Source organism: Sulfurisoma sediminicola (assembly GCF_003865015.1).
In the GTDB taxonomy this organism is placed as follows: domain Bacteria; phylum Pseudomonadota; class Gammaproteobacteria; order Burkholderiales; family Rhodocyclaceae; genus Sulfurisoma; species Sulfurisoma sediminicola.
On record NZ_BHVV01000001.1, the window covers coordinates 233,575 to 256,937 of the forward strand.

Annotated in this window: 19 protein-coding genes; 8 read left to right on the forward strand and 11 right to left on the reverse strand. The window is 67.2% G+C overall.

From position 1 onward, the window contains the following. Window positions 1-30 precede the first annotated feature (30 nt). A complete protein-coding gene (gene sulP, locus EJE94_RS01115; RefSeq protein ID WP_121239654.1) occupies window positions 31-2,595 on the forward strand; it encodes a sulfate permease in 2,565 nt (854 codons plus the stop codon). 100 nt (window positions 2,596-2,695) lie between these two features. Then, window positions 2,696-3,247, forward strand: a complete 552-nt coding sequence (locus EJE94_RS01120) for a cob(I)yrinic acid a,c-diamide adenosyltransferase (RefSeq protein WP_121239655.1) — start codon at window positions 2,696-2,698, stop codon at window positions 3,245-3,247. Between the two features lie 6 nt (window positions 3,248-3,253). On the opposite strand, the gene EJE94_RS01125 is transcribed toward EJE94_RS01120, so the two are convergent. From EJE94_RS01125 to EJE94_RS01170, 10 genes are all read right to left on the reverse strand, one after another. After that, window positions 3,254-6,232 carry an FAD-dependent oxidoreductase gene (locus EJE94_RS01125; RefSeq protein ID WP_121239656.1) on the reverse strand — a complete coding sequence of 993 codons (2,979 nt, stop codon included), beginning with the start codon at window positions 6,230-6,232 and terminating at the stop codon, window positions 3,254-3,256. A 9-nt stretch (window positions 6,233-6,241) separates the two neighbouring features. Continuing rightward, window positions 6,242-6,748: a 4Fe-4S dicluster domain-containing protein gene (locus EJE94_RS01130; RefSeq protein WP_121239657.1), complete on the reverse strand. Its 507-nt coding sequence runs from the start codon at window positions 6,746-6,748 to the stop codon at window positions 6,242-6,244. Then, window positions 6,745-8,886: a molybdopterin-containing oxidoreductase family protein gene (locus tag EJE94_RS01135; protein WP_121239658.1), complete on the reverse strand. Its 2,142-nt coding sequence runs from the start codon at window positions 8,884-8,886 to the stop codon at window positions 6,745-6,747. The genes EJE94_RS01130 and EJE94_RS01135 overlap by 4 nt, the downstream gene beginning before the upstream one ends. A gap of 199 nt (window positions 8,887-9,085) precedes the next feature. Further along, the gene (locus EJE94_RS01140; RefSeq protein ID WP_165904725.1) at window positions 9,086-9,622 is read right to left on the reverse strand and encodes a cyclic nucleotide-binding domain-containing protein; all 537 of its coding nucleotides are present in this window, start codon (window positions 9,620-9,622) and stop codon (window positions 9,086-9,088) included. A 47-nt stretch (window positions 9,623-9,669) separates the two neighbouring features. Next, complete coding sequence (locus tag EJE94_RS01145; protein WP_121239660.1) at window positions 9,670-10,536, reverse strand: decaprenyl-phosphate phosphoribosyltransferase; 867 nt, start codon at window positions 10,534-10,536, stop codon at window positions 9,670-9,672. Beyond that, the gene (locus EJE94_RS01150) at window positions 10,524-12,023 is read right to left on the reverse strand and encodes an ArnT family glycosyltransferase (RefSeq protein ID WP_165904726.1); all 1,500 of its coding nucleotides are present in this window, start codon (window positions 12,021-12,023) and stop codon (window positions 10,524-10,526) included. Before EJE94_RS01150 ends, EJE94_RS01145 begins: the two co-directional genes overlap by 13 nt. 94 nt (window positions 12,024-12,117) lie before the next feature. Continuing rightward, complete coding sequence (gene aroG / locus EJE94_RS01155) at window positions 12,118-13,185, reverse strand: 3-deoxy-7-phosphoheptulonate synthase AroG (RefSeq protein WP_121239662.1); 1,068 nt, start codon at window positions 13,183-13,185, stop codon at window positions 12,118-12,120. Window positions 13,186-13,236: 51 nt separating this feature from the next. Continuing rightward, the gene (locus EJE94_RS01160; protein ID WP_207855630.1) at window positions 13,237-14,325 is read right to left on the reverse strand and encodes an NYN domain-containing protein; all 1,089 of its coding nucleotides are present in this window, start codon (window positions 14,323-14,325) and stop codon (window positions 13,237-13,239) included. A gap of 111 nt (window positions 14,326-14,436) precedes the next feature. Continuing rightward, on the reverse strand, window positions 14,437-15,111 hold the full coding sequence (locus tag EJE94_RS01165) for a hypothetical protein (protein WP_121239663.1): 675 nt from the start codon (window positions 15,109-15,111) through the stop codon (window positions 14,437-14,439). Between the two features lie 202 nt (window positions 15,112-15,313). Then, entirely contained in the window at window positions 15,314-16,249 is a 936-nt protein-coding gene (locus EJE94_RS01170) for a LysR family transcriptional regulator (protein ID WP_121239664.1), read from the reverse strand. A 155-nt stretch (window positions 16,250-16,404) separates the two neighbouring features. Between EJE94_RS01170 and EJE94_RS01175 the strand changes: the two genes are divergently transcribed. From EJE94_RS01175 to EJE94_RS01200, 6 genes are all read left to right on the forward strand, one after another. Further along, window positions 16,405-17,826 (forward strand): form I ribulose bisphosphate carboxylase large subunit, encoded by a 1,422-nt coding sequence (locus tag EJE94_RS01175; protein WP_121239665.1) that lies wholly within the window; start codon window positions 16,405-16,407, stop codon window positions 17,824-17,826. Between the two features lie 37 nt (window positions 17,827-17,863). Next, window positions 17,864-18,220, forward strand: a complete 357-nt coding sequence (locus EJE94_RS01180; protein WP_121239666.1) for a ribulose bisphosphate carboxylase small subunit — start codon at window positions 17,864-17,866, stop codon at window positions 18,218-18,220. A gap of 150 nt (window positions 18,221-18,370) precedes the next feature. Then, window positions 18,371-19,174 carry a CbbQ/NirQ/NorQ/GpvN family protein gene (locus EJE94_RS01185; RefSeq protein WP_121239667.1) on the forward strand — a complete coding sequence of 268 codons (804 nt, stop codon included), beginning with the start codon at window positions 18,371-18,373 and terminating at the stop codon, window positions 19,172-19,174. A gap of 47 nt (window positions 19,175-19,221) precedes the next feature. Beyond that, entirely contained in the window at window positions 19,222-21,585 is a 2,364-nt protein-coding gene (locus EJE94_RS01190) for a nitric oxide reductase activation protein NorD (RefSeq protein ID WP_121239668.1), read from the forward strand. Between the two features lie 9 nt (window positions 21,586-21,594). Beyond that, window positions 21,595-21,891 (forward strand): hypothetical protein, encoded by a 297-nt coding sequence (locus EJE94_RS01195; protein WP_121239669.1) that lies wholly within the window; start codon window positions 21,595-21,597, stop codon window positions 21,889-21,891. 34 nt (window positions 21,892-21,925) lie between these two features. Further along, window positions 21,926-22,297, forward strand: coding sequence for a hypothetical protein (locus tag EJE94_RS01200; protein WP_121239670.1), 372 nt, complete (start codon window positions 21,926-21,928; stop codon window positions 22,295-22,297). A gap of 70 nt (window positions 22,298-22,367) precedes the next feature. Here the strand turns inward: EJE94_RS01200 and EJE94_RS01205 are convergent, their stop codons facing one another. Next, a complete protein-coding gene (locus tag EJE94_RS01205; RefSeq protein ID WP_121239671.1) occupies window positions 22,368-23,330 on the reverse strand; it encodes a LysR family transcriptional regulator in 963 nt (320 codons plus the stop codon). Window positions 23,331-23,363: the final 33 nt, after the last annotated feature.

Genomic DNA, 23,363 nt, shown 5'->3' on the forward strand with positions numbered 1-23,363 from the left:
CGCTGCCTAGCGCCCTTCCCACATCCTGCCATGACCGCACACACCGCCCCCTGGTTGCGAAAGTTGTTTCCTTTCCTCCTCTGGTGGCCGCTCGTCAATCGACGGACAGCCAAGGACGACCTGCTGGCGGGCATTACCGGTGCGCTGATCGTACTGCCCCAAGGCGTGGCCTTCGCCACCATCGCCGGCCTGCCGCCGCAATACGGCCTCTACGCCGCGATGATGCCGGCGGTGATCGGCGCGCTGTTCGGTTCCAGCTGGCACCTCGTCTCCGGCCCGACCACGGCCATCTCGATCGCGGTCTTCGCCGCCCTATCCCACCAGGCCGATCCCGGCTCGGCGCACTACATCCAGCTGGTGCTGACGCTGACCTTCCTCGTCGGCGTCTTCCAGCTGGTGCTGGGACTGGCACGCATGGGCGCCCTGGTCAATTTCATCTCGCACACGGTGGTCATCGGCTTCACCGCCGGCGCGGCCATCCTCATCGCCGCGAGCCAGGTACGCAACTTCTTCGGCATCAACATCCCGCGCGGCACGCCGTTCTACGAGATCGTGCATCAGCTGGTCGTACAGGCCGGCGACATCAATCCCTGGGTCGCCGGCGTCGGCGGCGTCACGCTGGTCACGGGCATCCTCGCCCGCCGCTACATCAAGAAGATTCCCTACATGATCGCGGCGATGATCGTCGGCAGCATCGTCGCCGAGATCCTCAACCTCTGGATAGGCCAGGATGCCACCGGCATCAAGACCGTCGGTGCCCTTCCCGCACAGTTGCCGCCGCTGTCCGCCCCCGACTTCTCGCTCGACACGCTGCGCCACACCATCGGCCCGGCGCTGGTCATCACCATGCTGGCGCTGACCGAGGCCGTCTCGATCTCCCGCGCCATCGCCGTGCGTTCCGAGCAGCGCATCGACGGCAACCAGGAATTCATCGGCCAAGGCCTGTCGAACATCGTCGGCGCCTTCTTCTCGGCCTACGCCTCCTCCGGCTCCTTCAACCGCAGCGGCGTGAACTACGAGGCCGGCGCGCGCACGCCGCTGGCCTCGGTTTTCGCCTCGATCTTCCTGCTGCTGGTGCTGCTGGCAGTGGCCCCGCTCGCCGCCTACCTGCCCAACGCCGCCATGGCCGGCATCCTTTTCCTCGTCGCCTGGGGCCTGATCGACTTCCACCACATCTCCCACATCTGGCATACCAGCAAGACCGAGTCGGCCATCCTCGCATCGACCCTGATCGGCACGCTGTTCAACCTCGAGGCCGGCATCTTCCTCGGCGTCTTCCTGTCGCTGGTGACCTTCCTCTACAAGAGCTCCAAGCCGGAGATCGTCCCGGTGGTGCCCGCCGTCGAGGAGGGGGCCTACCACTTCGTCCGCGCGCAAGGCCTGCCCGAGTGTCCGCAACTCAGGATCGTGCGCATCAACGGCTCCGTCTACTTCGGCTCCGCCAGCTACGTGCAGGCCGTCCTGCAGCAGATCGACGAGGAGAATCCGCAGCAGAAGTCGGTGTTGATCGCAGCGGCGAGCCTCGTCCGCATCGACATCGCGGGCGGGGAAATCCTGGCCCAGGAGGCGCGCCGCCGCCGGCGCATGGGCGGCGGCCTCTACTTCTACCGCCTCAGCCGGCCCAACTACGACTTCCTGCGCCAGGGCGGCTACACGCACGACATCGGCGAGGGCGCCTTCTTCCCGGTGATGACCGACGTGACCCGCGCGCTCTACTGGACGCTCGATCCCGACGTCTGCCGCAATTGCAAGGTGCGCATCTTCAAGGAGTGCAACAGCGGACTGCTGCCCGACGGCTTCCGCCGCCAGCGTCTGCTGTTCGCCACCGACGGCAGCGAATTCAGCCACGCGCCGCAGGAAATAGCCATCGAGCTGGCACGCCGCTTCGGTGTCACCCTCGACATCATGACCTCGGTGCCATCCGCCGAGGAAAGCGAAATCGCCCGCGCCCGCCTCTCGGTCACCACGCGTGCGGCGCTGGTCGCCGGCGTCGACACCGAGGAGATCGTCCGCGTCGGCAAGCATCCCGAGGCCGAGGTGGTCGCGGCTGCAGCCACGGCGGACACCAACATCCTGATCATCGGCCGGCGCCCGACGAAAGGCGACATCAAGGAAAAATTGCTCGGCGATATCGCCGCCCGCATCGTCGGCCGCGCCCAGTGCCACGTACTCATCGCCGGCTGGCAGTCGCAGATGTGGAAGAAGCGCATTCTCGTCGCCAGCGACTGCTCGCCGGAAGGCGAGCATGTGGCCGAGGTGGCGACCCAACTCGCCAAGGTTACGGGCACGCCGGTAACGCTGGTCGCCTGGGGCCGCGATGCCGGAAAGATCCGGGAGGACCTGGACCTGCAGGTCGGCCGCATGAAGGTTGATGGCGTCGACTGCGACGCGCTTTATGTCGAGGGAGGTCCGGAGCACGCCGTCATCACCGCGTTGCGCGAGACCGAGGCCGACCTCGTCATCATCGGCAACCACCACATGCTGGGCGGCAGCGTTCCGGGCCACATCATTGCTCAACTCAGTTGCCCGGTTCTGGTAGCGAACTTCGGCGGCCCGGCGCCGGGGATCGCGTCGGCGGTGATCAACCAGGCCTGAAATCGCCCTCGAAACTCCGCGGGCCGGCCTCCGGCCCCCGTCCGACAAGCGAGGCCGATCTGGGATAATCCGGATCGGCCTTTTCATTCCGGGAACAGCCATGGGACACCGCCTCTCCAAGATCTACACCCGCACCGGCGATGCCGGCACCACCGGCCTGGGCGACGGCTCGCGCGTGGGCAAGGACGCACCGCGCGTCGCCGCGCTCGGCGACGTCGACGAGCTCAACTCGGTCATCGGCCTGCTGCTGTGCGAGGAACTGCCCGATGACGTGCGCGCCGCGCTGACCGGCATCCAGCACGACCTGTTCGACCTCGGCGGCGAGATGTCCATCCCCGGCGCCAAACTGCTGGCGGACACCCAGCCGGCACGGCTGGAGAAGCTGCTCGACGGCTGGAACGATCAGCTCGGCCCGCTCAAGGAGTTCATCCTGCCCGGCGGCACGCGCGCCGCGGCGCTGACGCACCTCGCGCGCACGGTCTGCCGCCGCGCCGAACGCAGCGTGGTGGCGCTGGCCCACAACGAGGCCGTTTCCGACGCAGGCCGGCAGTACCTCAACCGTCTCTCCGACCTGCTGTTCGTGCTCGGCCGCTGGCTCAACAAGCGTGCCGGCCGCGGCGACGTGCTGTGGCAGAAGGCGAAGAACGCCTAAGCGGCGTTACCCCGGAAAAGTCGGCACCCCGGGGGTACTTCCTTCGGGGCGCGCTGGCGATACGGCGCTGCCTGCTTGCCACGGCCGGTCGCCCTGCTGCCGCGCGCACTCGGGGCAGAGTTCCCGCCCGAGGTGGGCGGCCATGTGATCGGGCAGACGGTGGCGCACGAACTTGCGCTGCGCGGCGGTCTGCGTCGGCGCGCCGCACTGGCTGCAGGTCAGCAGTGGCTGCTCCTTCACCACCGTGCCGGTGATGACCGTGCGCCTCACGCCATCCACATCCTCGACGCGGATGGCGCCGGTCGGGCAAACCTGTGCGCAGGCGCCGCAGCCGATGCACAGGTCGGCCGGCCGCGTGAAATCGAAGTAGGCGAGGCGCCCGGCCGCGGTATCGGCCATGCGCAGCGCCTCGACGCCCATCTCGCTACAGGCGAGCTGGCACAGGCCGCAGCCGATGCAGACGTCGCAGCGCAGGCAGCGGCTGGCCTCGTCGTGCGCCATGGCGTCGGTCAGGCCCTGCTCGATCTTGACGTAGCTGCCGAGGCGCTCCTCGACTTCCTTCTCGGGCATCTCGGCGCGGCGCATGTAGCTGCGATCGCGCGCCGCGACGCGTAGCGGAATCACCTCGGCGCGACGCCGAGGCTTGCCGACGCTCGCATCCACGGCAACCCCGCGCAGCCAGGCGTCGATGGCATGCGCGGCGATCTTGCCCGAGCGGATGGCCTCGACCGCCGTGCGCGGGCCGTGGGCCACGTCGCCGCCGGCGAAGACGCCGGGCACGCGCGTCATCAGCGTGCGGCTGTCGGTGACGATGAAGCCGCGCGTGACTTCGAGCCCGCTGCCGTCGATGCTGGTGAGGTCGGCGCCCTGACCCACGGCGAGGATCACCTGGTCGCCTTCGAGGCTCAGCCGGCGCTCGGCGTCGAACTTCGGGTTGAAGCGGCCGCCCTCGTCGAAGACGCGGTCGCAGTGCTGGAACACGACTTCGCCGTCCTCCTCGATGCGCACCGGCCCCCAGCCCGGGTGCAGGGCCACGCCCTCGGCGACGGCGGTCTCGATCTCGTGCGGACTGGCCGGCATCTCGCGGCGCTTCTCGAGGCAGACCATGTCGACCTGCTTCGCCCCCTGGCGCAAGGCGGTCAGCGCCACGTCGATGGCGACGTTGCCGCCGCCGATCACCACCACGCGCGGGCCGACCTCGACGGCCACCCCGCTCCGCACGTCGCGCAGGAAGTCGATGCCGCCAAGGACACAGGGCTGGTGCACGCCCTCGACCGGGATGAAGCGCGACATCTGCGTGCCGAGGCCGAGGAACACCGCATCGTAATCCCGGCGGAAGGCATCGAGGCTGGCCACCTGCGCGCCGGTGCGGATGGGGATGCCGAGCGCGGTGATCTGCGCAAGTTCCGTGTCGAGCAGTTCCGGCGGCAGGCGATAGGCGGGAATGCCGTAGCGCAGCATGCCGCCGGCCTCTTGCTGCGTCTCGAAGACTTCGACGGCATGGCCGAGGATGCGCAGGTAGTAGGCAACGGAAAGTCCCGCGGGGCCGGAGCCGACGATGCCGATGCGCTTGCCCGTCGGCGGCGCCAGTTCGGGTTTCGGGTAGCCGCCCTGCGCCAGGCAATGCTCGGCGGCCTTGGCCTTCATCGGCCGGATGAACACGGCGCCGTCGCTGCTTGCGCGGACGCAGGCCGACTCGCAGGGCGCCGGGCAGACCAGACCGCAGGTGAGCGGCAGCGGATTGTCGCGGGCGATGGCCGCGATGGCCGATCGGTAATCGCCGTGACCGATGTGCGCCATGAAGCTGGGAATGTCGATGTTGGCCGGACAGGCGCCATGGCAGGGCGCGGCGCGGCGCCCCCCCGACAATTGGCACAGTTGCTCGGGACAGGATTCGCGGCGGGCATGGGCTTCCCATTGGCCGCGGAAATAGCGCAGCGCGCTGCCCAGCGGCCAGGCGGCGGCCAGGCCCTGGGTGGCGAGTTCGAGCGCGACCTGGTCGAGCTCGGCCAGATGCGCCATGCGGCCATGGCCGACCGTGATCTCGGCCACCAGCCGAGCGGCGCGCGCCAGCAGCGCGCGGACCGGCACTGCTTCGCTTTCCGCCAGTTGCCAGTAGCGATAGAGTGCCCGACGGGTCTGCTCGACCAGGCACACGCCTTCGGCCATCACCATGACGCTGGAAGGCGCCGGCGCGATGCCGGCCGCCGCCAGCGCCAGCGGCTGGCAGGAGATGTCAGCTGCCGAGAGCGGCAGGAAGCCGCCCATGCCGTTGTCGAACACCAGCACGGCGTCGCGTCCCTCCACCTCGACGCCACCGCCCCAGTCGTAGATCAGGCGGCGCAGCATTTCGGCGCGGGCGAGTTCGATCAGGCCGCGCCGCTTCAAGCCACGCCGCAGCGTCAGCAGCGCACCGGCCGTCGCGGCATTTTCCTGCCCGGCGAGAAGCAGCGCCACGCGGCACCAGGTTTCGGGCGTGTGGGCCAGGCGCGCACTGTCACCGGCCTCGACCCAAGGGGAAGGCTGACTGTCGCGGCGCACCTCTACCTGCAAACGGCGGCCGGCGGCGAGGCCGCGCGAACGTATCGTGTCGAGGACGTTGAGCAAGCCGACTTCGCGGCCGGTCAATTCCGGCGGCAGGCGCAATTCGATCCTGCCGGTATCGCGCAGGCCGGCGGCGATCATCAACCCCTCGGCCAGCAAAGCGGGCGCACCTTGGAGCACGGCGGCGTTGCCGCGCGCGCGGGCGTCGAGCCCCGCGGCATCGACCACCAGCACCGATGCGCCATGACCGCGCAGGAACCGGCGCCAGGCGTGGTAGATCGGCTCGCCGCCGTAGCCGCATTCGACCAGGCCCGACGCCTGCAGCAGCGCCAGGCGCTGCAGCGGATTCATCGACCGGGCACGGTCGAGTCCCGGCAAGTTGGGCACGCCCGCCACGGCGGCGGCATCCAGCCAATCCGGCAACTTGTCGGGCGCGTTCATCGTCGCCTCTTAGAACGACCCGCCGACGATCTGCCGCGCATAGCGCTCGCGACGCGGGTCCGGCGCTTCGTTGGCGACGCCGAAGCTGAGGCAGCCGGTGACGCACTTGGTGACGCACGCGGGCTCCAGCCCGGCATCGAGGCGGTCCATGCAGAAGTCGCACTTCACCACCTTGCGCGTGACCGGGTCCCACTGCGGCGTGCCCCACGGGCAGGCGGCGATGCAGCTCTTGCAGCCGACGCAGGCGCTGGCATTGACGAAGACGATGCCGTCCTTCTCGCGCCGCTGCATGGCGCCGGTGGGGCAGGCCTTGGCGCACCAGGCTTCCTCGCACTGGAAGCAGGGCATGAAGACGAAGCGGATGCGCGGGCGCCCTTCCACCGCGACGGGACCGACGGTGACGATCTTGCACGGCGCCGGGCCGGCTTCCAGCCCCTTGTTGGTCTTGCAGTGCACCTCGCAGGCCTGGCAGCCGATGCAGTTGGCCTCGTCGTGGCGCAGGATGTATTTGCTCATTTCTTCGTTTCCTTGCGGCGGACCTGGACGATGGTCTCGGTCAGCGCATTTCCCCCACCCGCAGGGTCGAAATCGTGGAGCCTGCCTTCCTGCAGCCGCTGGTCTGCCACGCCGAGGCCGCAGGCGCGCGTCGCCAGCGGCACCGTCGCGCCGTAGCCGTGCAGCATGAACACCGCGTCCGGATGGATCCACGGCGTGACCTTCGCCTTCATGAAGGCCGAATAGCGGCCGCCGGAGATCTCGACCTCGTCGCCGTCGACGATGCCCAGCGGCGCGGCGCGGGCGGGATGGATCCACAACGTCTGTTCCGGCGCGATTTCGTTGAGCAGCGGGTTGTTGAGCGACTGGCCATGGGTCAGCACCGGGGGCCGGCCGAACAGCAGGTGGAAGCGATCGCCGCTCGGCGCCTCGTGCGACGCGAAGGGCGCGAAGCAGGGCAAACCGGCCGCCTGCAGGATCGCGCTGTCGATCTCGATCCTGCCCGACGGCGTCCTGAACTTGAGTTGGTCGCGGGGCGTGATGAACGGGGCGTCGGCAAGACCGACGACGCCGTTCTCGCGCAGCTGCGCCACGGTAACGCCGGTCCCCTCGAGCTGGTAATCCCACAGCTCCTCGATGCTTTCGAAGTCGAGCGCATCCCCGAGTCCGAGCCGGCGCAGGATCTCGCGGAATATCCACCACGCCGGCCGGCTGTCGAAGCGCGGCGCGACGGCCTGGTCGCGCAGGCCGAAAGCGGGCCGCGCGCCGTTGTGCTGGGCGAGGATGTTGGCGCGCTCGAGATAGGTCGATTCGGGCAGGATGACGTCGGCGAGCCAGGCCGTCTCCGAATAGCGCACGTCGATGGCCACCAGCAGCTTGAGCTTGTCGAACGCCCGCTTGAGCGCTTCGGGGTCGGGCATGCTGGTCAGCGGGTCGTGGCGGTAGGCGAAGTAGGCGCCGATGCCGTAGGGCTGTCCGCTCTCCAGCGCGGCGAAGAGGCCATGCAGCAGACCCTTGGCGGGATCCCACTGCGGATGCTCGGTGCCGGCACCGTCGACGCGCGGCTCGCCCGGTCCCGGCAGACGGTCGGCGAGCCGGCGCAGGCCCTTGCGACCGATATCCTCGGGCGTCTTCGCCAGCACGATGCCGCCTTCCGTTTCGACCGAGCCCATCAGGGCGTTGAGGATCAGCGTCGTGCGGCTGACGTAAAAGGACTGCTTGTGGCGCGCCACCATCCAGCCCGGATGGAAGATCACGTGCGGGGCATCTTCGGCGATCTCGCGCACGAAGTCGCGGATTTCTGCGGCCGCGATGCCGGTGTGCTGCTGCTGCCACTCGGGCGTGGTCTCGCACACCGCCTCGCGCAGCACGTCCATGCCGGAGACGAAACGGGCGACGAAGTCCTTGTCGTAGGCCTCCTGCTTCAGGACCTCGTGGATGATGGCGAGGTTCAGCGCATAGTCGCTGTTGGGTCGCACCTGCCAGTAGCGCGTGGCCTTGGCCGCGGTGAAACTGGCGCGCGGGTCGATGTAGGTGCAGCGTGCGCCATTGGCCAGCGCCGCCATGAATTCCTTGGCTTCCTTGACCTTGAGCGACTCGACGATGTTGCGGCCGTAGAGCACGATGTGGCGGGCGCGGCGGTAGTCGAAGCCGATCGACGAGCGCCCCGCGCCGACGAGCGACAGCGCGGCGTGATGGGCGTTGGCGCCGCAGGTGGCGTCGTGGTCGAAGTAGTTGGGCGAGCCGAACGCACGCAGGAAGGTCCGCGTCAGATCGGTGAAGGGACCGCCGCGATCCGACAGCGCGATGCCGCGGCCGCCGAACTCGTCGATGACCTCGCGCAGGCGATCGGCGACGAAGTCGAGCGCCTCGTCCCAAGAGGCGCGCCGCCATTGCCCGGCACCGCGCGGGCCGGTGCGGACCAGCGGCGTCTGCGGCCGCTCGTCGTCGTATTCGAAGGGAATGCCGGCGGCACCGCGCGCGCACAGGCTCGCGCCCATCACGCTGTCGTTGGGGTTGCCCTGCAGCCACGACACGCGGCCGTCCTCGACCGTGACCTCGATCGGGCAGCGCGTCGCGCACATGCCGCACATGCTGTAAACCGTGCGACGCCCGGGACCGCCGACGCCGCGCACATTGGGAGCGCCGCTTATACTCATCGCCAACCTCGCAAAGGATCAGCGGATTCTAATGAACCAGGCCGGCACGACGTTGCGCAAGATCAAGGGTTCGCACATCGCACGCCGTGACATTCGAGCGGCTTTGCACTTCCTCCGGTCGCAGCGAGCCGGAAAGCGCCCCCTCCGCGAAGAAGGGGCCGGGGGGCCTGAAATGCCCGGAATCGGTTGGCCCGGCGGGTCAGCTGATCCTGGGAAGTCGTTTTTCCAGGCAGGCCATGAGCTGCCTGCCCACCACGCGCAGGCGCTGGTTGAGCAGCATCAGCAGTTCCATGAGGATCTTGACGCCGATGTCGGGCTCGGCGGCGATCAGGCGGGTCAGGTGCGCGCGGTCGAGCACGGCGAAGACCAGATCCGAGGTGGCGATGCAGCTGGCGAAGCGCGGCTCGCCGTCGATCAGCGACATCTCGCCCAGCGTCTTGCCCGGCCCGGCGTAACCGATGCGCGCCGGCACCCCGGTGGCGTCCTTCTTCATGATTTCGACGCTGCCCTCGATCACCAGCAGCATGAAATCGCCGGGCTCGCTTTCGCGGATGATCTCGCTGCCGGCGGGCGCGCGGTAGCAGTCCATGTAGGTGGCGAGGTGCGAAAGCTCCTCCTCCTCGAAATCCTCGAAGAGGGCGATGTGCTGGATGATCTCGCGGATGCGCCCGACGAAAGGGACGGCATCGCCGAGATGCTCGAACTTGGAAAAGTGATCGGAGTCGCCCTGCGTCATGACGTTTGCCTTGTCTCGCCTCGCGGCCATTATAGCGATCGCCGCATTCAGCGGGCGAGCACGGCCAGCACCGTCGCCAGCCAGCCGGCCAGCGCCGCCAGCAGGTGGCCGTCGCGGAACAGTTCGCGCGCCGGATCGCCGCCGCCGCCGCGGCGATGCAGCAGGTAGAGGTAGCGCAGCACGCCATAGAGGACGAAGGGCACGGTCACCATCAGGCGGGTCGTGCCGTGCTGCACCACCGTCTCGGTACTGACGGTGTAGAGACTGTAGGTGACGACGGTGCCGACCGCCGTCATGGTCAGGAACTGGTCGAGCATGGCCTCCGAGTAATGCTCGAGCACGCGGCGGTGGCCTCCGCTGTTTTCCATCAACGCGCCGAGTTCGGCGCGGCGCTTGGCGAAGCCGAGGAACAGCGTGAGCATGAGGCCGCACAGCAGCAGCCAGTGCGACGGGGCGATGCCGATGCCGACGGTGCCGGCCAGCAGGCGCAGCATGAAGCCGGCGGCGATGATGAAGACGTCGAGGATGACGACGTGCTTGAGACCGGCGCTGTAGGCCGCGTTGAGCAGCAGGTAGGCGACGAAGATCCAGGGCGCATTGCCGGCGACGGTGAAGGCGAGCGCCAGGCCGCCGACCAGGCAGGCCAGGCCGAGCGCGATGGCCGTACCCGTGCCGATCGCGCCGCTGGCCAGCGGACGGTGGCGCTTGTCCGGATGCAACCGGTCCTGCTCGCGGTCGGCAAGGTCGTTCATGACGTACACGGCCGAGGCGAGCAGGCAGAAGGCGGCGAACGCGGCCAGTGCCATCGTCGCCTTGCCCGGGTCGTGCCAGGCGTGACCGAACAGCAGGCCGACGAAGACGAAGCCGTTCTTGATCCACTGGTGCGGCCGCAGGAGCCTGATCAACGGGTGCATGCGCTGTCCGGGAAATATCGCTCGCAGAAGCCGCAAGCCCGCTGCGGCAACCATGCGGGTAACGCATAGTACCGGCTCCTGACGCGCGCGAGCACCTCGTCGCGATAGCGGGCGTAGTCGAAGCCGCGGCCGAGCACGACGGTGAAGCTCACGCCACGCAGCTCGATGGTCTTGAGTTCCACCTCGTGGAAGAAGCGCGCGTACTCGCTCGCGGCGTCACGGCGCTTGGTCAGGATCAGGATGTTGCCACCGTCATGCATGCGCCAGTCGGTGGCGAAATCGTCCTGTCGCGCATGGTAGCTGCCCTCGCCGAAGACCATGAAGCGCTGCGGCGAGCGGAACGATAACGTCGCCGCGTTCGAATAGCCATCGCTCGCCCAGGCGTAGTCGGCGAAGGGGCGCAGGCGCTCGACCAGGGCCTCGGCTTCGAAGGTCAGCACGATGCCGTCGTAGAGCTTGTTGCTCTTCCAGGTCTCCATCGGCAGCGCGGCGATGGCGGCGACGATGGCGACATGCAGCGCGGCGAAGCCGATGAAGAAACTGCCGAGCTTCGCCAGCGTCGTCTCGGGCAGGCGCAGCGCGAGCCAGAGCAGCACCAGCGGCACGAAGCCGAGCAGCCAGTGCAGGCCGATGGTCTTGGCCAGCGCCATGACGGCGAACAGGGCGAAGGGCACCGCGGCGATCAGCCAGAGGCCGCTCATCTGACCCTTGACGGCGCGCGTCTTCCACCACAGCCACAGCGCCGGCGGGGTCACGACGTAGAGCAGCGAGACGAGGTAGAGCGGCAGCGTCACCGCATTGAGCCCGGCCCCCTCGTGGCGGTTGATGAAATTGAACATCACGTTGACCCAGCAGTGGCCGGCATTCCACCAGGCCATCAGTGCCAGCGCCGGCAGGGTGCAGGCATAGGCGATGGCGAGACCGAGGAACACCTGTCGGCGGCGCAGGGACAACGCGTGAACGAGGAAGGCGAAGCCGAGCAGCGCGGCGAAATACTTCGACAGCACCGCGCCGGCCAGCATCAGGCCGGCGGCGAGATACCAGCCGCGGTGATCGTCGCGCGTCGCGCGCAGCCAGGCCAGCGCGGCCAGCACCGAGAAGTAGATCAGCGGCGTGTCGGTGGTGACGGCGACGTTCCAGACGTTGACCGGCGCCAGCAGCACCAGCAGCGCCGCCCACCAGGCGCGCGCCGGGTCGGCTGTCGGCGCGAGACGGGGCAGCATCCAGGCCACCGCCCCGGCAAGCAGCGCCGGCTGCAGGATGGACGACAGGCGCAGCCAGACCGGCGCGTCGCCGAGCAGGAGTTGCGCCGCCAGCCACCAGCCAACCATCGGCGGGTGGTCGTAGAAACCCCAGTCGGGATGTCTGCCCCAGTCGACGAAATAGGCCTCGTCTCCGGTGACCGGCAGCGCCCAGCCGAGCCAGAGGCGGAAGGCGAGTGTGAGCGGAAGAAGCGCGAGGAAGAGCCGTTTCGCGCTTGAACTCATCGCGGCTATGTCCCCGCCGGGCCGCCCCAAGGGGACATACGCCCCCCCGTGGGGGGCAGCGAGCCGGTTCTGCGAGCGTGGGGGGCCAATACTGTTACTTCTCGGCCAAGGCGAGGCGCCGCTGGCGCACGGCCTCGGCGAGGATCTCCAGCGCCATGACGCTGTCTTCCCAGCCGAGGCAGGCGTCGGTGATTGAGACGCCATGGTCGAGCGCGATGCCGGGACGCAGGTCCTGACGGCCTTCCTTGAGGTGGGACTCGATCATCACGCCGAAAATGCGGTCCTCGCCGCCGGCGAGCTGCGCGGCGACGTCGCGCGCCACCTCGAGCTGCTTCTTGAACTGCTTGCTGCAGTTGGCGTGGGAAAAGTCGACCATCACCCGCGCGGCGAGGCCGGACTTGCCCAGGTCGGTGCAGGCGGCATCGACGCTGGCCGCGTCGAAGTTCGGCTTCTTGCCGCCGCGCAGGATGACGTGGCAGTCCTCGTTGCCGTTGGTGGAGACAATGGCCGAGTGGCCGGCCTTGGTCACCGAGAGGAAATGGTGGGTGGCGGCGGCGGCCTTGATGGCATCGACCGCGATCTTGATGTTGCCGTCTGTGCCGTTCTTGAAACCGACCGGGCACGACAGGCCCGAGGCCAGTTCGCGGTGCACCTGCGACTCGGTAGTGCGCGCGCCGATGGCGCCCCAGCTGATGAGGTCGGCCGTGTATTGCGGAGTGATGGTGTCGAGGAACTCCGTGGCGCAGGGCAGGCCGAGCTCGTTGATCTCCCACAGCAGCTTGCGGGCGAGGCGCAGGCCCTCGTTGATCTTGTAGCTGCCGTCGAGGCGCGGGTCGTTGATCAGGCCCTTCCAGCCGACGGTGGTGCGCGGCTTCTCGAAATAGACCCGCATGACGATCTGCAGGTCGGCGCCGAGGCGGTCGCGCTCGCCCTTGAGGCGGCGCGCGTATTCCATCGCCGCATCGTAGTCGTGGATCGAACAGGGCCCGATCACCACCAGCAGGCGGTCGTCGGAGCCATGGAGGATGCGGTGGATGGCGGCGCGCGCATCGAAGGTCGCCGCCGCAGCCGGCTCGCTGGCGGGAAACTCGCGCAGGATATGGGCGGGAGGAGAAAGTTCCTTGATCTCCTTGATGCGGACGTCGTCGACGATGTGCTTCATGGTGCGCTGCGGCCTGGATGGGTGTGAGAGCCGGCAATTTTACCGGATCGGCTAGTCCTCGCCCTTGACGACGGGTTTCTTCGCGCGACTGGTACGCGGCTTGGCGGGGCGCTTTCGGGCAGGCTTCTCCGTGGCGACGGCGACGGGCGCGGGCACCGGCGCAGCTTCGCTCTTCTTGCTGCGCGCACGGCGGCGCGGTGCCGGGGCCGGCGCCGCCTCGGCCACGGACTCGGCTGCCGGCGCGACTGCAGTCGCCGGCGCGGCCGCGGATTCGGCCACGAAAGTCGGCTCCGGCGTTACGGCGACGGGCATCGCCGCACCCGCCGCGCGGCGCTTCACGTAGGCGCCGGACTTCTCGTCGCGGCCGAACTCGAGGAGGCCGCACTTCTGCGCCTCCTCGAGCATGGCGCCGAAGGTCTTGAAGCCGAAATAAGACTCGTTGAAGCCGGGGTTGCGCCGCTTCAGCGCCTCCTTCAGCACCGAGGCCCAGACGCGCTCGTCGTCGGCGCGGTCCTCGAGCAGGGCTTCCAGCGTCTCCGCCGCCATGTCGAGGCCCTTGGCCCGGCGCGCGTCCATTTCCTCGCGCTTCGCCTTTTCGTCCTCGGGCGAGCGTTTGGCGTGCGCCTCGCGGGTGTCGCGACGGACGCCGCCGCGCTTGGACTCGCGCTCGCGCACGATGTCGTCGTAATAGATGAACTCGTCGCAGTTGGCGATCAGCAGGTCCGAGGTCGACTGCTTGACGCCGACACCGATGACCCGCTTGGCGTTCTCGCGCAGCTTGGACACCAGCGGCGAGAAATCGGAATCGCCGCTGATGATGACGAAGGTGTTGACGTGAGATTTCGTGTAGCAGAGGTCGAGGGCGTCGACCACCAGGCGGATGTCGGCCGAGTTCTTGCCGGACTGGCGCACGTGGGGAATCTCGATCAGCTCGAAGTTGGCCTCGTGCATGCCGGCCTTGAAGCTCTTGTAGCGCTCCCAGTCGCAATAGGCCTTCTTGACAACGATGCTGCCCTTGAGCAGCAGCCGTTCGAGGATGGGCTTGATGTCGAACTTTTCGTACTGGGCGTCGCGCACGCCGAGCGCGACGTTCTCGAAATCGCAGAACAGGGCCATGCTGACATCGTCATTCTGGAGCATCGTGATTCCTTGCAGATTCGGGGATGGTTGGCGCTGAACCGCGCGACGACAAGAACAAGCGATCCCCTTGTCGTCCTGTCCAGGAGGCGGGTTTCACCTCGTCCGGCGCGATCAGAGCAGCAGGCTGCCGAACAGCTTGTCGGTGGCCTCGCGCGACTGCTCGAGCCTGATCTGGATCCTGCGCTTCTGTTCGACCGCGAAGCAGAGCAGCGCGTAGATGATGCTGACGATCGCGATGAAATTCAGGGCGAAGAACACCAGGCTGACGCGCAGCGGCACAAGCGAGGTCTGCACCAGATGTGGATCGGCGTAATGGTAGTCAGCGGCGCCCGAGACCGAGGTCAGCAGGATCCAGGCGACGAACCAGGCGAGCGACTGGCGCGCCCCGCTGCTCAGCATCGCCCCGACGGGCGCCAGCACGCTCCAGAGGATGACGCCGCTCGAGGAGATGACATTGCCTGCGGCCCAATGCGCGACGAAGGGCAGGAACAGGAACAGGCCGAGCTGGGTGACGCGGAAGAACCCGAAGTGGCGCGTCTGGAAATAGAGCAGCATGTTGCCCACCAGCAGCAGCTGGAAGGCGAACGGCAGGGTCGCGGAGAACTTCAGGCCCAGCAGCTGGTAGATGGCGACCCAGAGCATGGTCGCCACCGTGACCAGGCCGGTGGCGAGCATCAGCAGCGACTTGCTGAGCTGCACCTCGGCGCCGTCGCCCGGCTCGATGCCGGCCGAGCGCAGGCGCTGCATGTAGCTGCTGGGAAGCCGGACGGGGTCGGGAGCGTTCATGACGGGGTAACGGTCAGAGCCATGGTTTCCATTGTAAAGCCATGTCCGCCGACGTGCGTCCACTCCGCCGCGTCCCCCAAGGAGACTGCCTGCGGGGCGTCGCCGGCACCGAAGGTCTTCGGTTTCAAGGGCAAGGTGGCGCTCCGAACCATTTATCACGTCTGGCGAAAGAGCGGCGGCAATGGCCGACCATCGGTCCGCGCTACTTCCGCTTGACCTTCCCCCGCCGTGCCGCAGGAACCGTCTTCGCCCCCTCGCGTACGAGAAACTCGAGGAAAGTCGCTGCGGTGAGTCCAAGGCGCTTGCCGCCAAGGTGCGCCGCATGCCACATCCTGCGCATGGGAAAGCCTTCCACGTCCAGAATCGCAATGCGCCCGGCGTCGAGTTCGAGCTCGAGGCTTCCCATCGGCACGATGGAGATTCCCAGATCCGCCATGATGGCCTGCTTGATGGCTTCGCCGGAACCCAGTTCCATATAGGGTTTGAGTTGCAACCCATGTTCCGCGAACAGCCGCTCGGTGCTGCTGCGCGTGCCCGAGCCGGGTTCGCGCAGCAGGAAGCGCTCGTCGGCGAGGCGCGTGATCGGAATGTTCTTCTCCCTGGCCAGCGGATGGTCCGGGTGCGCCGCCAGGACCAGCGGGTTTTCCAGGAAAGGCAGCGCGACCAGATCCAGATTCCCGGGAATCTGGCCGAGGACGACGAAATCGTCGAGGTTGTTGGAAAGCCTTTCCAGCACCCGTGCCCGATTGGTCACCGTCAGCTGGGGCTGCACCTCGGGGTATTCGTGCACGAAGCGCCCCAGGTAATGGGGCATGAAGAACTTGGCCGAGGTGACCACCGCCACCTTCAGCGGCCCGGCCACCTTGCCCTTCATGTCCGTGAGTCTGCCGGCGAGCGTCTGAAGGCGCGCCGTCACTTCGAGGGCCGCCGCGTAGACCTCGTCGCCGGCGCGAGTGAGCAGCAGTTTCTTCCCGACCAGTTCGATCAAGGGCAGGCCCATGCTCTCTTCCAGCCGCTTGACCTGGATGTGGACCGCCGGCTGGGTCAGGTGCAGCTCTTCCGCCGCGCGCGTGTAGCTGCGATGCCGTGCCACGGCCTCGAAGAGGCGGAACTGCTGCAATGTCCAGTGGCGAATCATTTACCAGAGTAAATCATGGAAGTTAGAAACATTACGTTCTGTTTATTACTTCAAGTCCTTAAAGTCACGCCCCATGCACTGCACCGATGCGCTGCATCTGCATGCGGACAGGGTCCGACCTGCCCGCCAACCAACATCCTAGCAAGGAGCGAGACATGGCTGTTAAGACCTACAACGCTGGCGTGAAGGAATATCGCCAGACCTACTGGACCCCGGAATACACCCCCAAGGACACCGATATCCTCGCCTGCTTCAAGGTCACCCCGCAGCCGGGCGTCGCCCGCGAGGAAGTCGCCGCCGCCGTGGCCGCCGAGTCGTCCACCGGCACCTGGACCACGGTGTGGACCGACTTGCTGACCGACCTCGACTACTACAAGGGCCGCGCCTACCGGATCGAGGACGTGCCCGGCGACGACACCTGCTTCTACGCCTTCGTCGCCTACCCGATCGACCTGTTCGAGGAAGGCTCCGTCGTCAACGTGCTGACCTCGCTGGTCGGCAACGTCTTCGGCTTCAAGGCCCTGCGCGCCCTGCGCCTCGAGGACGTGCGCTTCCCCATCGCCTACGTCAAGACCTGCGGCGGCCCGCCCCACGGCATCCAGGTCGAGCGCGACATCATGAACAAGTATGGCCGTCCGCTGCTGGGCTGCACCATCAAGCCCAAGCTCGGCCTCTCCGCCAAGAACTACGGCCGCGCCGTCTACGAGTGCCTGCGCGGCGGCCTCGACTTCACCAAGGACGACGAGAACGTCAACAGCCAGCCCTTCATGCGCTGGAAGCAGCGCTTCGACTTCGTGCAGGAAGCGACCGAGAAGGCGCAGCGCGAAACCGGCGAGCGCAAGGGCCACTACCTCAACGTCACCGCGCCGACCCCGGAAGAGATGTACAAGCGCGCCGAATACGCCAAGTCCATCGGCGCCCCGATCATCATGCACGACTACCTGACCGGCGGCTTCACCGCCAACACCGGCCTGGCCAACTGGTGCCGCGACAACGGCATGCTGCTGCACATCCACCGCGCCATGCACGCCGTGCTCGACCGCAACCCGCACCACGGCATCCACTTCCGCGTGCTGACCAAGTGCCTGCGCCTGTCCGGCGGCGACCACCTGCACTCCGGCACCGTCGTCGGCAAGCTGGAAGGCGACCGCGAAGCGACGCTGGGCTGGATCGACATCATGCGCGACGACTTCATCAAGGAAGACCGCAGCCGCGGCATCATGTTCGACCAGGACTTCGGCTCCATGCCCGGCGTGCTGCCCGTCGCCTCCGGCGGCATCCACGTCTGGCACATGCCGGCGCTGGTCACCATCTTCGGTGACGACTCGGTGCTGCAGTTCGGCGGCGGCACCCTCGGCCACCCCTGGGGCAACGCCGCCGGCGCCGCCGCCAACCGCGTCGCGCTGGAAGCCTGCGTCGAGGCGCGCAACAAGGGCGTCGCCGTCGAGAAGGAAGGCAAGACCATCCTGACCGAGGCCGCCAAGCACTCGCCCGAGCTGAAGATCGCCATGGAGACCTGGAAGGAGATCAAGTTCGAGTTCGACACCGTCGACAAGCTGGACGTCGCCCACAAGTAAGCCGACCCACGCTCAACCCAATTCGAAAGGAAATCAAATGTCTGAAGTGATGGATTACAACTCGCGCCTTTCCGACCCCTCCAGCCGGAAATTCGAGACCTTCTCCTACCTGCCCGCGATGGACGCGGCCAGCATCAAGAAGCAGGTCGAGTACCTGGTGAAGAAGGGCTGGAACCCGGCCATCGAACACATCGAGCCCGAGTACATGATGGATTCGTACTGGTACATGTGGAAGCTGCCGATGTTCGGCGAGACCGACGTGGATCGCGTGCTGGCCGAAGCCGAGGCCTGCCACAAGGCCAACCCCAACAACCACGTGCGCCTGGTCGGCTACGACAACTTCAAGCAATCGCAAGGCGCGGCCATGGTGATCTTCCGCGGCAAGACGGTCTGAATCGCGAAGCGCTTGGCGGTAATCGGCCCCCGCCGCGCGGCAAGCGCCGCGGGGGCTCTTTTTCCGGGTCTTTCGACGAATGGCGCGCCGGCGCGTCGTGCCCCGCGCCCCATTCATGGACAAATCCGCGTTCTCTTCAAGGAGCCTCGCATGAGCAACATCGTCGATCAATACCGCATCACCCAGCAACCCTACTATCGCGCCGTCGCCGACGAGGTGGAACTGTTCGAGGCCGCCTACTCCGTGCGCATGCCGATGATGCTCAAGGGGCCGACCGGCTGCGGCAAGACGCGCTTCGTCGAATACATGGCGCACAGGCTGGACAAGCCGCTGATCACCGTGGCCTGCAACGAGGACATGACCGCCTCCGACCTCGTCGGCCGCTTCCTGCTCTCCGCCCAGGGCACCGAATGGCAGGACGGGCCGCTCGCCATCGCCGCGCGGCACGGCGCCATCTGCTACCTCGACGAAGTGGTGGAGGCGCGCCAGGACACCACCGTGGTGATCCACCCGCTGACCGACAACCGCCGCGTGCTGCCGCTGGAGAAGAAGGGCGAGCTGGTGCATGCCCATCCCGATTTCCAGATCGTGATTTCCTACAACCCCGGCTACCAGTCGCTGATGAAGGACCTCAAGCAGTCGACCAAGCAGCGCTTCGGCGGCCTCGACTTCACCTATCCCGAACACGCCATCGAAACCGAGATCGTGGCGCACGAATCCGGGGCCAGCGCCGAGGCTGCCGGCAAGCTGGTATCGATCGCCGAGCGCTCGCGCAACCTCAAGGGCCACGGCCTCGACGAAGGCCTGTCCACCCGCATGCTGATCTACGCCGGCAGCCTGATCGCCAAGGGCGTCAATCCGCAGGCGGCCTGCCGCGTCGCGCTGGTGCGGCCGATCACCGACGATCCCGACATGCGCGACGCGCTGGATGCCGCGGTAACCACCTTCTTCTGAAGCCTCGGCAGGACTCCGCCGCCGCCGACTGCACATCGAGGTAAAACATGTCGATCACTCTCGCCGACTACGCCGAACTGCTCGAGAACCTGTCGCCGCACAGCCAGGAAGCGCTGCACGCCGCCTGGCACGAGGCGACCAAGGTGTTCTCGCCGCGCGGCCTCGACAACTACCTCAAGGGCACGGCCGCCATCCACGGCCTGGGCAAGGGCGACTCGCTGGTGGAGACATGGATCGAGGAAGCGCCGATGGTCGCCAAGGAGGTGGGCGAGGACGTCATCGGCGACCTCGCCGCCGCCTCGCTGATGCTGGCCTCGCGCACCTCGGGCGCGGTGATCGAACTGCTGCTGGCCACGTCGGCCACCGCCGCCAATCGTCTCGGCGACGCCCAGCTCTTCCTCAACTACCTGCAATTCATCAACACCCTGATCGCGCAGGCGCCGCGCGGCGTACGGCCGATGCTGGACAAGCTGGAAGTCCTGTTCCAGCAGCTGACGCTGGGCGGCCTGCGCCGCTGGGCGCTGTGGGGCGCGCATGCCCACCGCACCAACTACGAGGAGCAGATCCGCTATTTCAGCCTCGAGTCGAAAGAGTCGCTGGCGATGCTGCAGAAGGAGCGCAAGGGGACGCTGCTGGTGGACGTGCAGCGGCGCATCAACATGTATCTGCGTGCGCTATGGGCGCGCGATTTCTTCATGCGTCCCACCTCGGGCGACTTCGAATCGCGCGAGGGTTACAAGCCCTACATCGAGAACTACCTCATCCATCTGCCCGACGCCTTCGACGACTTCAAGACACCGGCCGGCGAAGTCATCGGCGGGCTCGAGGTCTACCGCGCCACCGCCGCCCACGCCGCGGCGCACATCGCCTACACGCGCGAGCCGATCTCGGCCGAGGCGCTCAACGCCTGGCAGATGGCCGTCATCTCGGTCATCGAGGATGCCCGCATCGAAGCGCTGGCGATCCGCAAGTTCCCCGGCCTCAGGCAGCTGTGGGCGAAGTTTCACGTCATCGGCGCCAACCAGGCCAACAACTGCGGCGATGCCATAAACCGCCTCGCCCGCGCCCTGCTGGACGACGGCTATGCGGACGACGATCCCTGGATCGCGCAGGCGCGCGCCCTCTTCGCCCAGGCCGCCGGGCGGCTGGAGGACAACCGGGTGTCGTGGGAAATCGGCGTGCAGCTGGCGCATTCATTTACCGAGCGGCGCATTCCCTTCCACCCGCGCGCCGACGTCCTCACCGCGGTCTACCGCGACGACAACCGCTATTTCTGGGAGTTCGAGGAATTCGATTTCGACAAGGCCGCCAGTGCCGGCTACGAGTCCGTCAAGCAGGTGCGCAAGTACGTCAGCGTGATGGAAATGGCCAACGAGATCGACGTCGAGACGGCCGGCGACGACGCCGGGGAAATCTGGGTGCTGGGCACCGAGCTCTTCCCCTACGAGAACATCGGCGACCAATACCCTGGCGGCGGCAAGAGCTTCAACGCGCTCGAAGGCAAGGAGCCGCTGTCCGACCCCTTCCACTATGCCGAATGGGACTACCAGATCCAGCTCGAGCGCCCGGCCTGGGCCACGGTGCTGGAAAAGCGTGCCAGGGCCGGCGACCTGACGATCATCGAAGGCATCACCGCGCAGTACAAGCGCGAGATCCATCGCATGAAGTTCCTCCTCGACGCCATGCAGCCGCAGGGCGTGCAGCGCATCCGCCGGCTCGAGGACGGCGACGAGATCGACATCAACGCCGCGATCGCCAGCTTCACCGACATCCGCCTCGGCAACCAGCCCGATCCGCGCATCATGATGCGCAGCGTGCGCAAGACCCGCGACTTTTCGATCCTGGTGCTGCTCGACCTGTCGGAATCGACCAACGAAAAAGTGCAGGACCAGGAATATTCGGTGCGCGAACTCACCCAGCAGGCCTGCGTGCTGCTGGCCGACGCCATCGACAAGGTCGGCGACCCCTTCGCGATTCACGGCTTCTGCTCGGACGGCCGCCACGACGTCGAGTACTACCGCTTCAAGGACTTCGACCAGCACTGGGACGAAGTGCCCAAGGCCAAACTCGCCGGCATGACCGGCCAGCTGTCCACCCGCATGGGCGCGGCCATCCGCCACGCCGGCCACCACCTGCAGCTGCAGCGCTCGGCGAAGAAGCTGCTGATTGTCATCACCGACGGCGAGCCGGCCGACGTCGACGTGCGCGACCCGCAATACCTGCGCTACGATACGAAAAAGGCGGTGGAGGAAGTCGCGAAGCTCGGCGTCACCACCTACTGCATGAGCCTGGACCCGCGCGCCGACAATTACGTCTCGCGCATCTTCGGCCAGAAGAACTACATGGTCGTCGACCATGTGCAGCGCTTGCCTGAAAAGTTGCCGCTGCTGTACGCCGGCCTCACCCGATAGAAACGGACCATGGAAAACACCTACCCCGGTTTGAACAACGACAAGCACGGCCTCACCCAGCTCGGCCGCATCGTGCTCGACGGCTGGCTGTTCGGCCTGATCCCGGAAGCCGAGGATTGCGCCGGCTGGAGCGTCGGCCGCATGCAGGATCTGATGGAGCGAGTCCAGAACGAATGGGACAAGTACGCCAACCTGCCCAGCCGACTGCCGCCGGACCTGCTCAAGCGCCATGGCGAATTCTATGATCGCGCCATCCAGGCCGCCCGCGCCAAGGGCTGGGACCCGGAACTGGGCGAGGACGAATAGCATCCCGATTGTTCGCGTCTTTGACCGGCTGACCATGTACGAACGCCTGCGCGACGTCCCGGCCCTCGCCGAGTATCCCTCGCGCATACCGGCGCCGGTGTGGAATGCCTGGCGGCGCTATTGGAGGACGGGGCATCGGCAGACCTGCTTCGGCCTGGAAGAGCTGCCGCCCATGTCGCTGTTGCTCGACGAGCGCGAATGGGTGCTGGTGGATTCGAGCCTGTACGACCTGCCGATCCTGTGCTGGTCGGACTTCCGGGACGAAGGCCGGGCTGCCCTGCATGAACCCGTGCCCTGCACCGTGCGCCAATATCACCAAGGCGCCGCCAAGATCCGCGACAAGGCGCTGGTCCTCATGGCCGAGGAACTCGAGGCACGGCTGCGCAAGAAATCCGGAGCCCGATGAACGATCGGACGCCGCGGCAGCGTTGAATCTGAGGCGACGCCGCCCGCCGCGACGCGTGCGTCGGGCCCGACTACCTGCGCTTTGCCTTCGCCTGTGATGTCAGGGGCACCGGACACCAGCCCGGCGGTTGCTCGGCGATCAGGCGCGGCGCTTCGGCCCGCATGAATTCGAGGAACGCCAGCGCCATCGGCAGCAGCTGCTTTTCCGGCCGATGCACGATGTGCCAGTGACGGATCACCGGCGTGCCGACGACGTCGAGCTTGGCGATGCGACCAACCGACAGTTCCAGGCCGATGGAGTGCTCGGAGATGAAGGACAGTCCCATGCCGGCCATCACGGCCTGCTTGACCGCCTCGTTGCTCGCCAGTTCGACTGTCTGACGCAACTGCACGCCGCGCTCGCCGAAGAAGCGTTCCATCGCCGCACGCGTGCCCGAACCCGGTTCGCGGATCAGGAACAACTCTTCCGCCAGGGCCTCGGGGGCAAGGCGGCGGTGTGCCGCCAGCGGATGCGCCGGGGAGGCCACGAGGACATGGGGATGCTCGGCGAACACTTCGGCTACGGTCTCGAAGTCCTTGGGCGGCGAGCCCATGATCGCGAGGTCGATCTCGTTGTCGGACAGGTGGCGCACGACCGACTCACGGTTCTCGACGCCAAGGCGCAGCTCGACCTCGGGATGGTTGACGCGAAAGGCCACCAGCAGGCGGGGCGCGATGTACTTGGCGGTCGACACCACGCCGATGTTGAGGCGGCCGCCCTTGACGCCGCGAATCGCCGCCATCGCCTCCTCGGCTTCGCGCAACTGCTGGGCGATCCGTCGGGCGTGGCGCAGCAACTCGTCCCCGGCGGTCGTGAGAAAGATCTTCTTGCCCATCTGCTCGAACAGCGGAACGCCAACCTGCTCGACAAGGGCCTGTACCTGCATCGACACCGCCGGTTGCGTCAGGTGCAGCGCTTCCGCCGCCCGGGAAAAGGAGAGGTTATTGGCAACGGCCTCAAAAACCTTCAATTGGCGCAGGGTGACATTTTTCATGGCATGGCAACGGAACGAACGTCGTGCAGAGTG

Excerpts from the sequence above, each read along its gene's own strand:
- EJE94_RS01135 (WP_121239658.1), bottom strand. The coding sequence starts at position 8,886 with ATGAGTATAAGCGGCGCTCCCAATGTGCGCGGCGTCGGCGGTCCCGGG.
- EJE94_RS01175 (WP_121239665.1), top strand. The coding sequence starts at position 16,405 with ATGGCTGTTAAGACCTACAACGCTGGCGTGAAGGAATATCGCCAGACC.
- sulP (WP_121239654.1), top strand. The coding sequence starts at position 31 with ATGACCGCACACACCGCCCCCTGGTTGCGAAAGTTGTTTCCTTTCCTC.
- EJE94_RS01125 (WP_121239656.1), bottom strand. The coding sequence starts at position 6,232 with ATGAACGCGCCCGACAAGTTGCCGGATTGGCTGGATGCCGCCGCCGTG.
- EJE94_RS01170 (WP_121239664.1), bottom strand. The coding sequence starts at position 16,249 with ATGATTCGCCACTGGACATTGCAGCAGTTCCGCCTCTTCGAGGCCGTG.
- EJE94_RS01150 (WP_165904726.1), bottom strand. The coding sequence starts at position 12,023 with ATGAGTTCAAGCGCGAAACGGCTCTTCCTCGCGCTTCTTCCGCTCACA.
- EJE94_RS01160 (WP_207855630.1), bottom strand. The coding sequence starts at position 14,325 with ATGCTCCAGAATGACGATGTCAGCATGGCCCTGTTCTGCGATTTCGAG.
- EJE94_RS01180 (WP_121239666.1), top strand. The coding sequence starts at position 17,864 with ATGTCTGAAGTGATGGATTACAACTCGCGCCTTTCCGACCCCTCCAGC.
- EJE94_RS01165 (WP_121239663.1), bottom strand. The coding sequence starts at position 15,111 with ATGAACGCTCCCGACCCCGTCCGGCTTCCCAGCAGCTACATGCAGCGC.
- EJE94_RS01120 (WP_121239655.1), top strand. The coding sequence starts at position 2,696 with ATGGGACACCGCCTCTCCAAGATCTACACCCGCACCGGCGATGCCGGC.
- aroG (WP_121239662.1), bottom strand. The coding sequence starts at position 13,185 with ATGAAGCACATCGTCGACGACGTCCGCATCAAGGAGATCAAGGAACTT.
- EJE94_RS01185 (WP_121239667.1), top strand. The coding sequence starts at position 18,371 with ATGAGCAACATCGTCGATCAATACCGCATCACCCAGCAACCCTACTAT.
- EJE94_RS01130 (WP_121239657.1), bottom strand. The coding sequence starts at position 6,748 with ATGAGCAAATACATCCTGCGCCACGACGAGGCCAACTGCATCGGCTGC.
- EJE94_RS01190 (WP_121239668.1), top strand. The coding sequence starts at position 19,222 with ATGTCGATCACTCTCGCCGACTACGCCGAACTGCTCGAGAACCTGTCG.
- EJE94_RS01145 (WP_121239660.1), bottom strand. The coding sequence starts at position 10,536 with ATGCACCCGTTGATCAGGCTCCTGCGGCCGCACCAGTGGATCAAGAAC.
- EJE94_RS01200 (WP_121239670.1), top strand. The coding sequence starts at position 21,926 with ATGTACGAACGCCTGCGCGACGTCCCGGCCCTCGCCGAGTATCCCTCG.
- EJE94_RS01140 (WP_165904725.1), bottom strand. The coding sequence starts at position 9,622 with ATGACGCAGGGCGACTCCGATCACTTTTCCAAGTTCGAGCATCTCGGC.
- EJE94_RS01205 (WP_121239671.1), bottom strand. The coding sequence starts at position 23,330 with ATGAAAAATGTCACCCTGCGCCAATTGAAGGTTTTTGAGGCCGTTGCC.
- EJE94_RS01195 (WP_121239669.1), top strand. The coding sequence starts at position 21,595 with ATGGAAAACACCTACCCCGGTTTGAACAACGACAAGCACGGCCTCACC.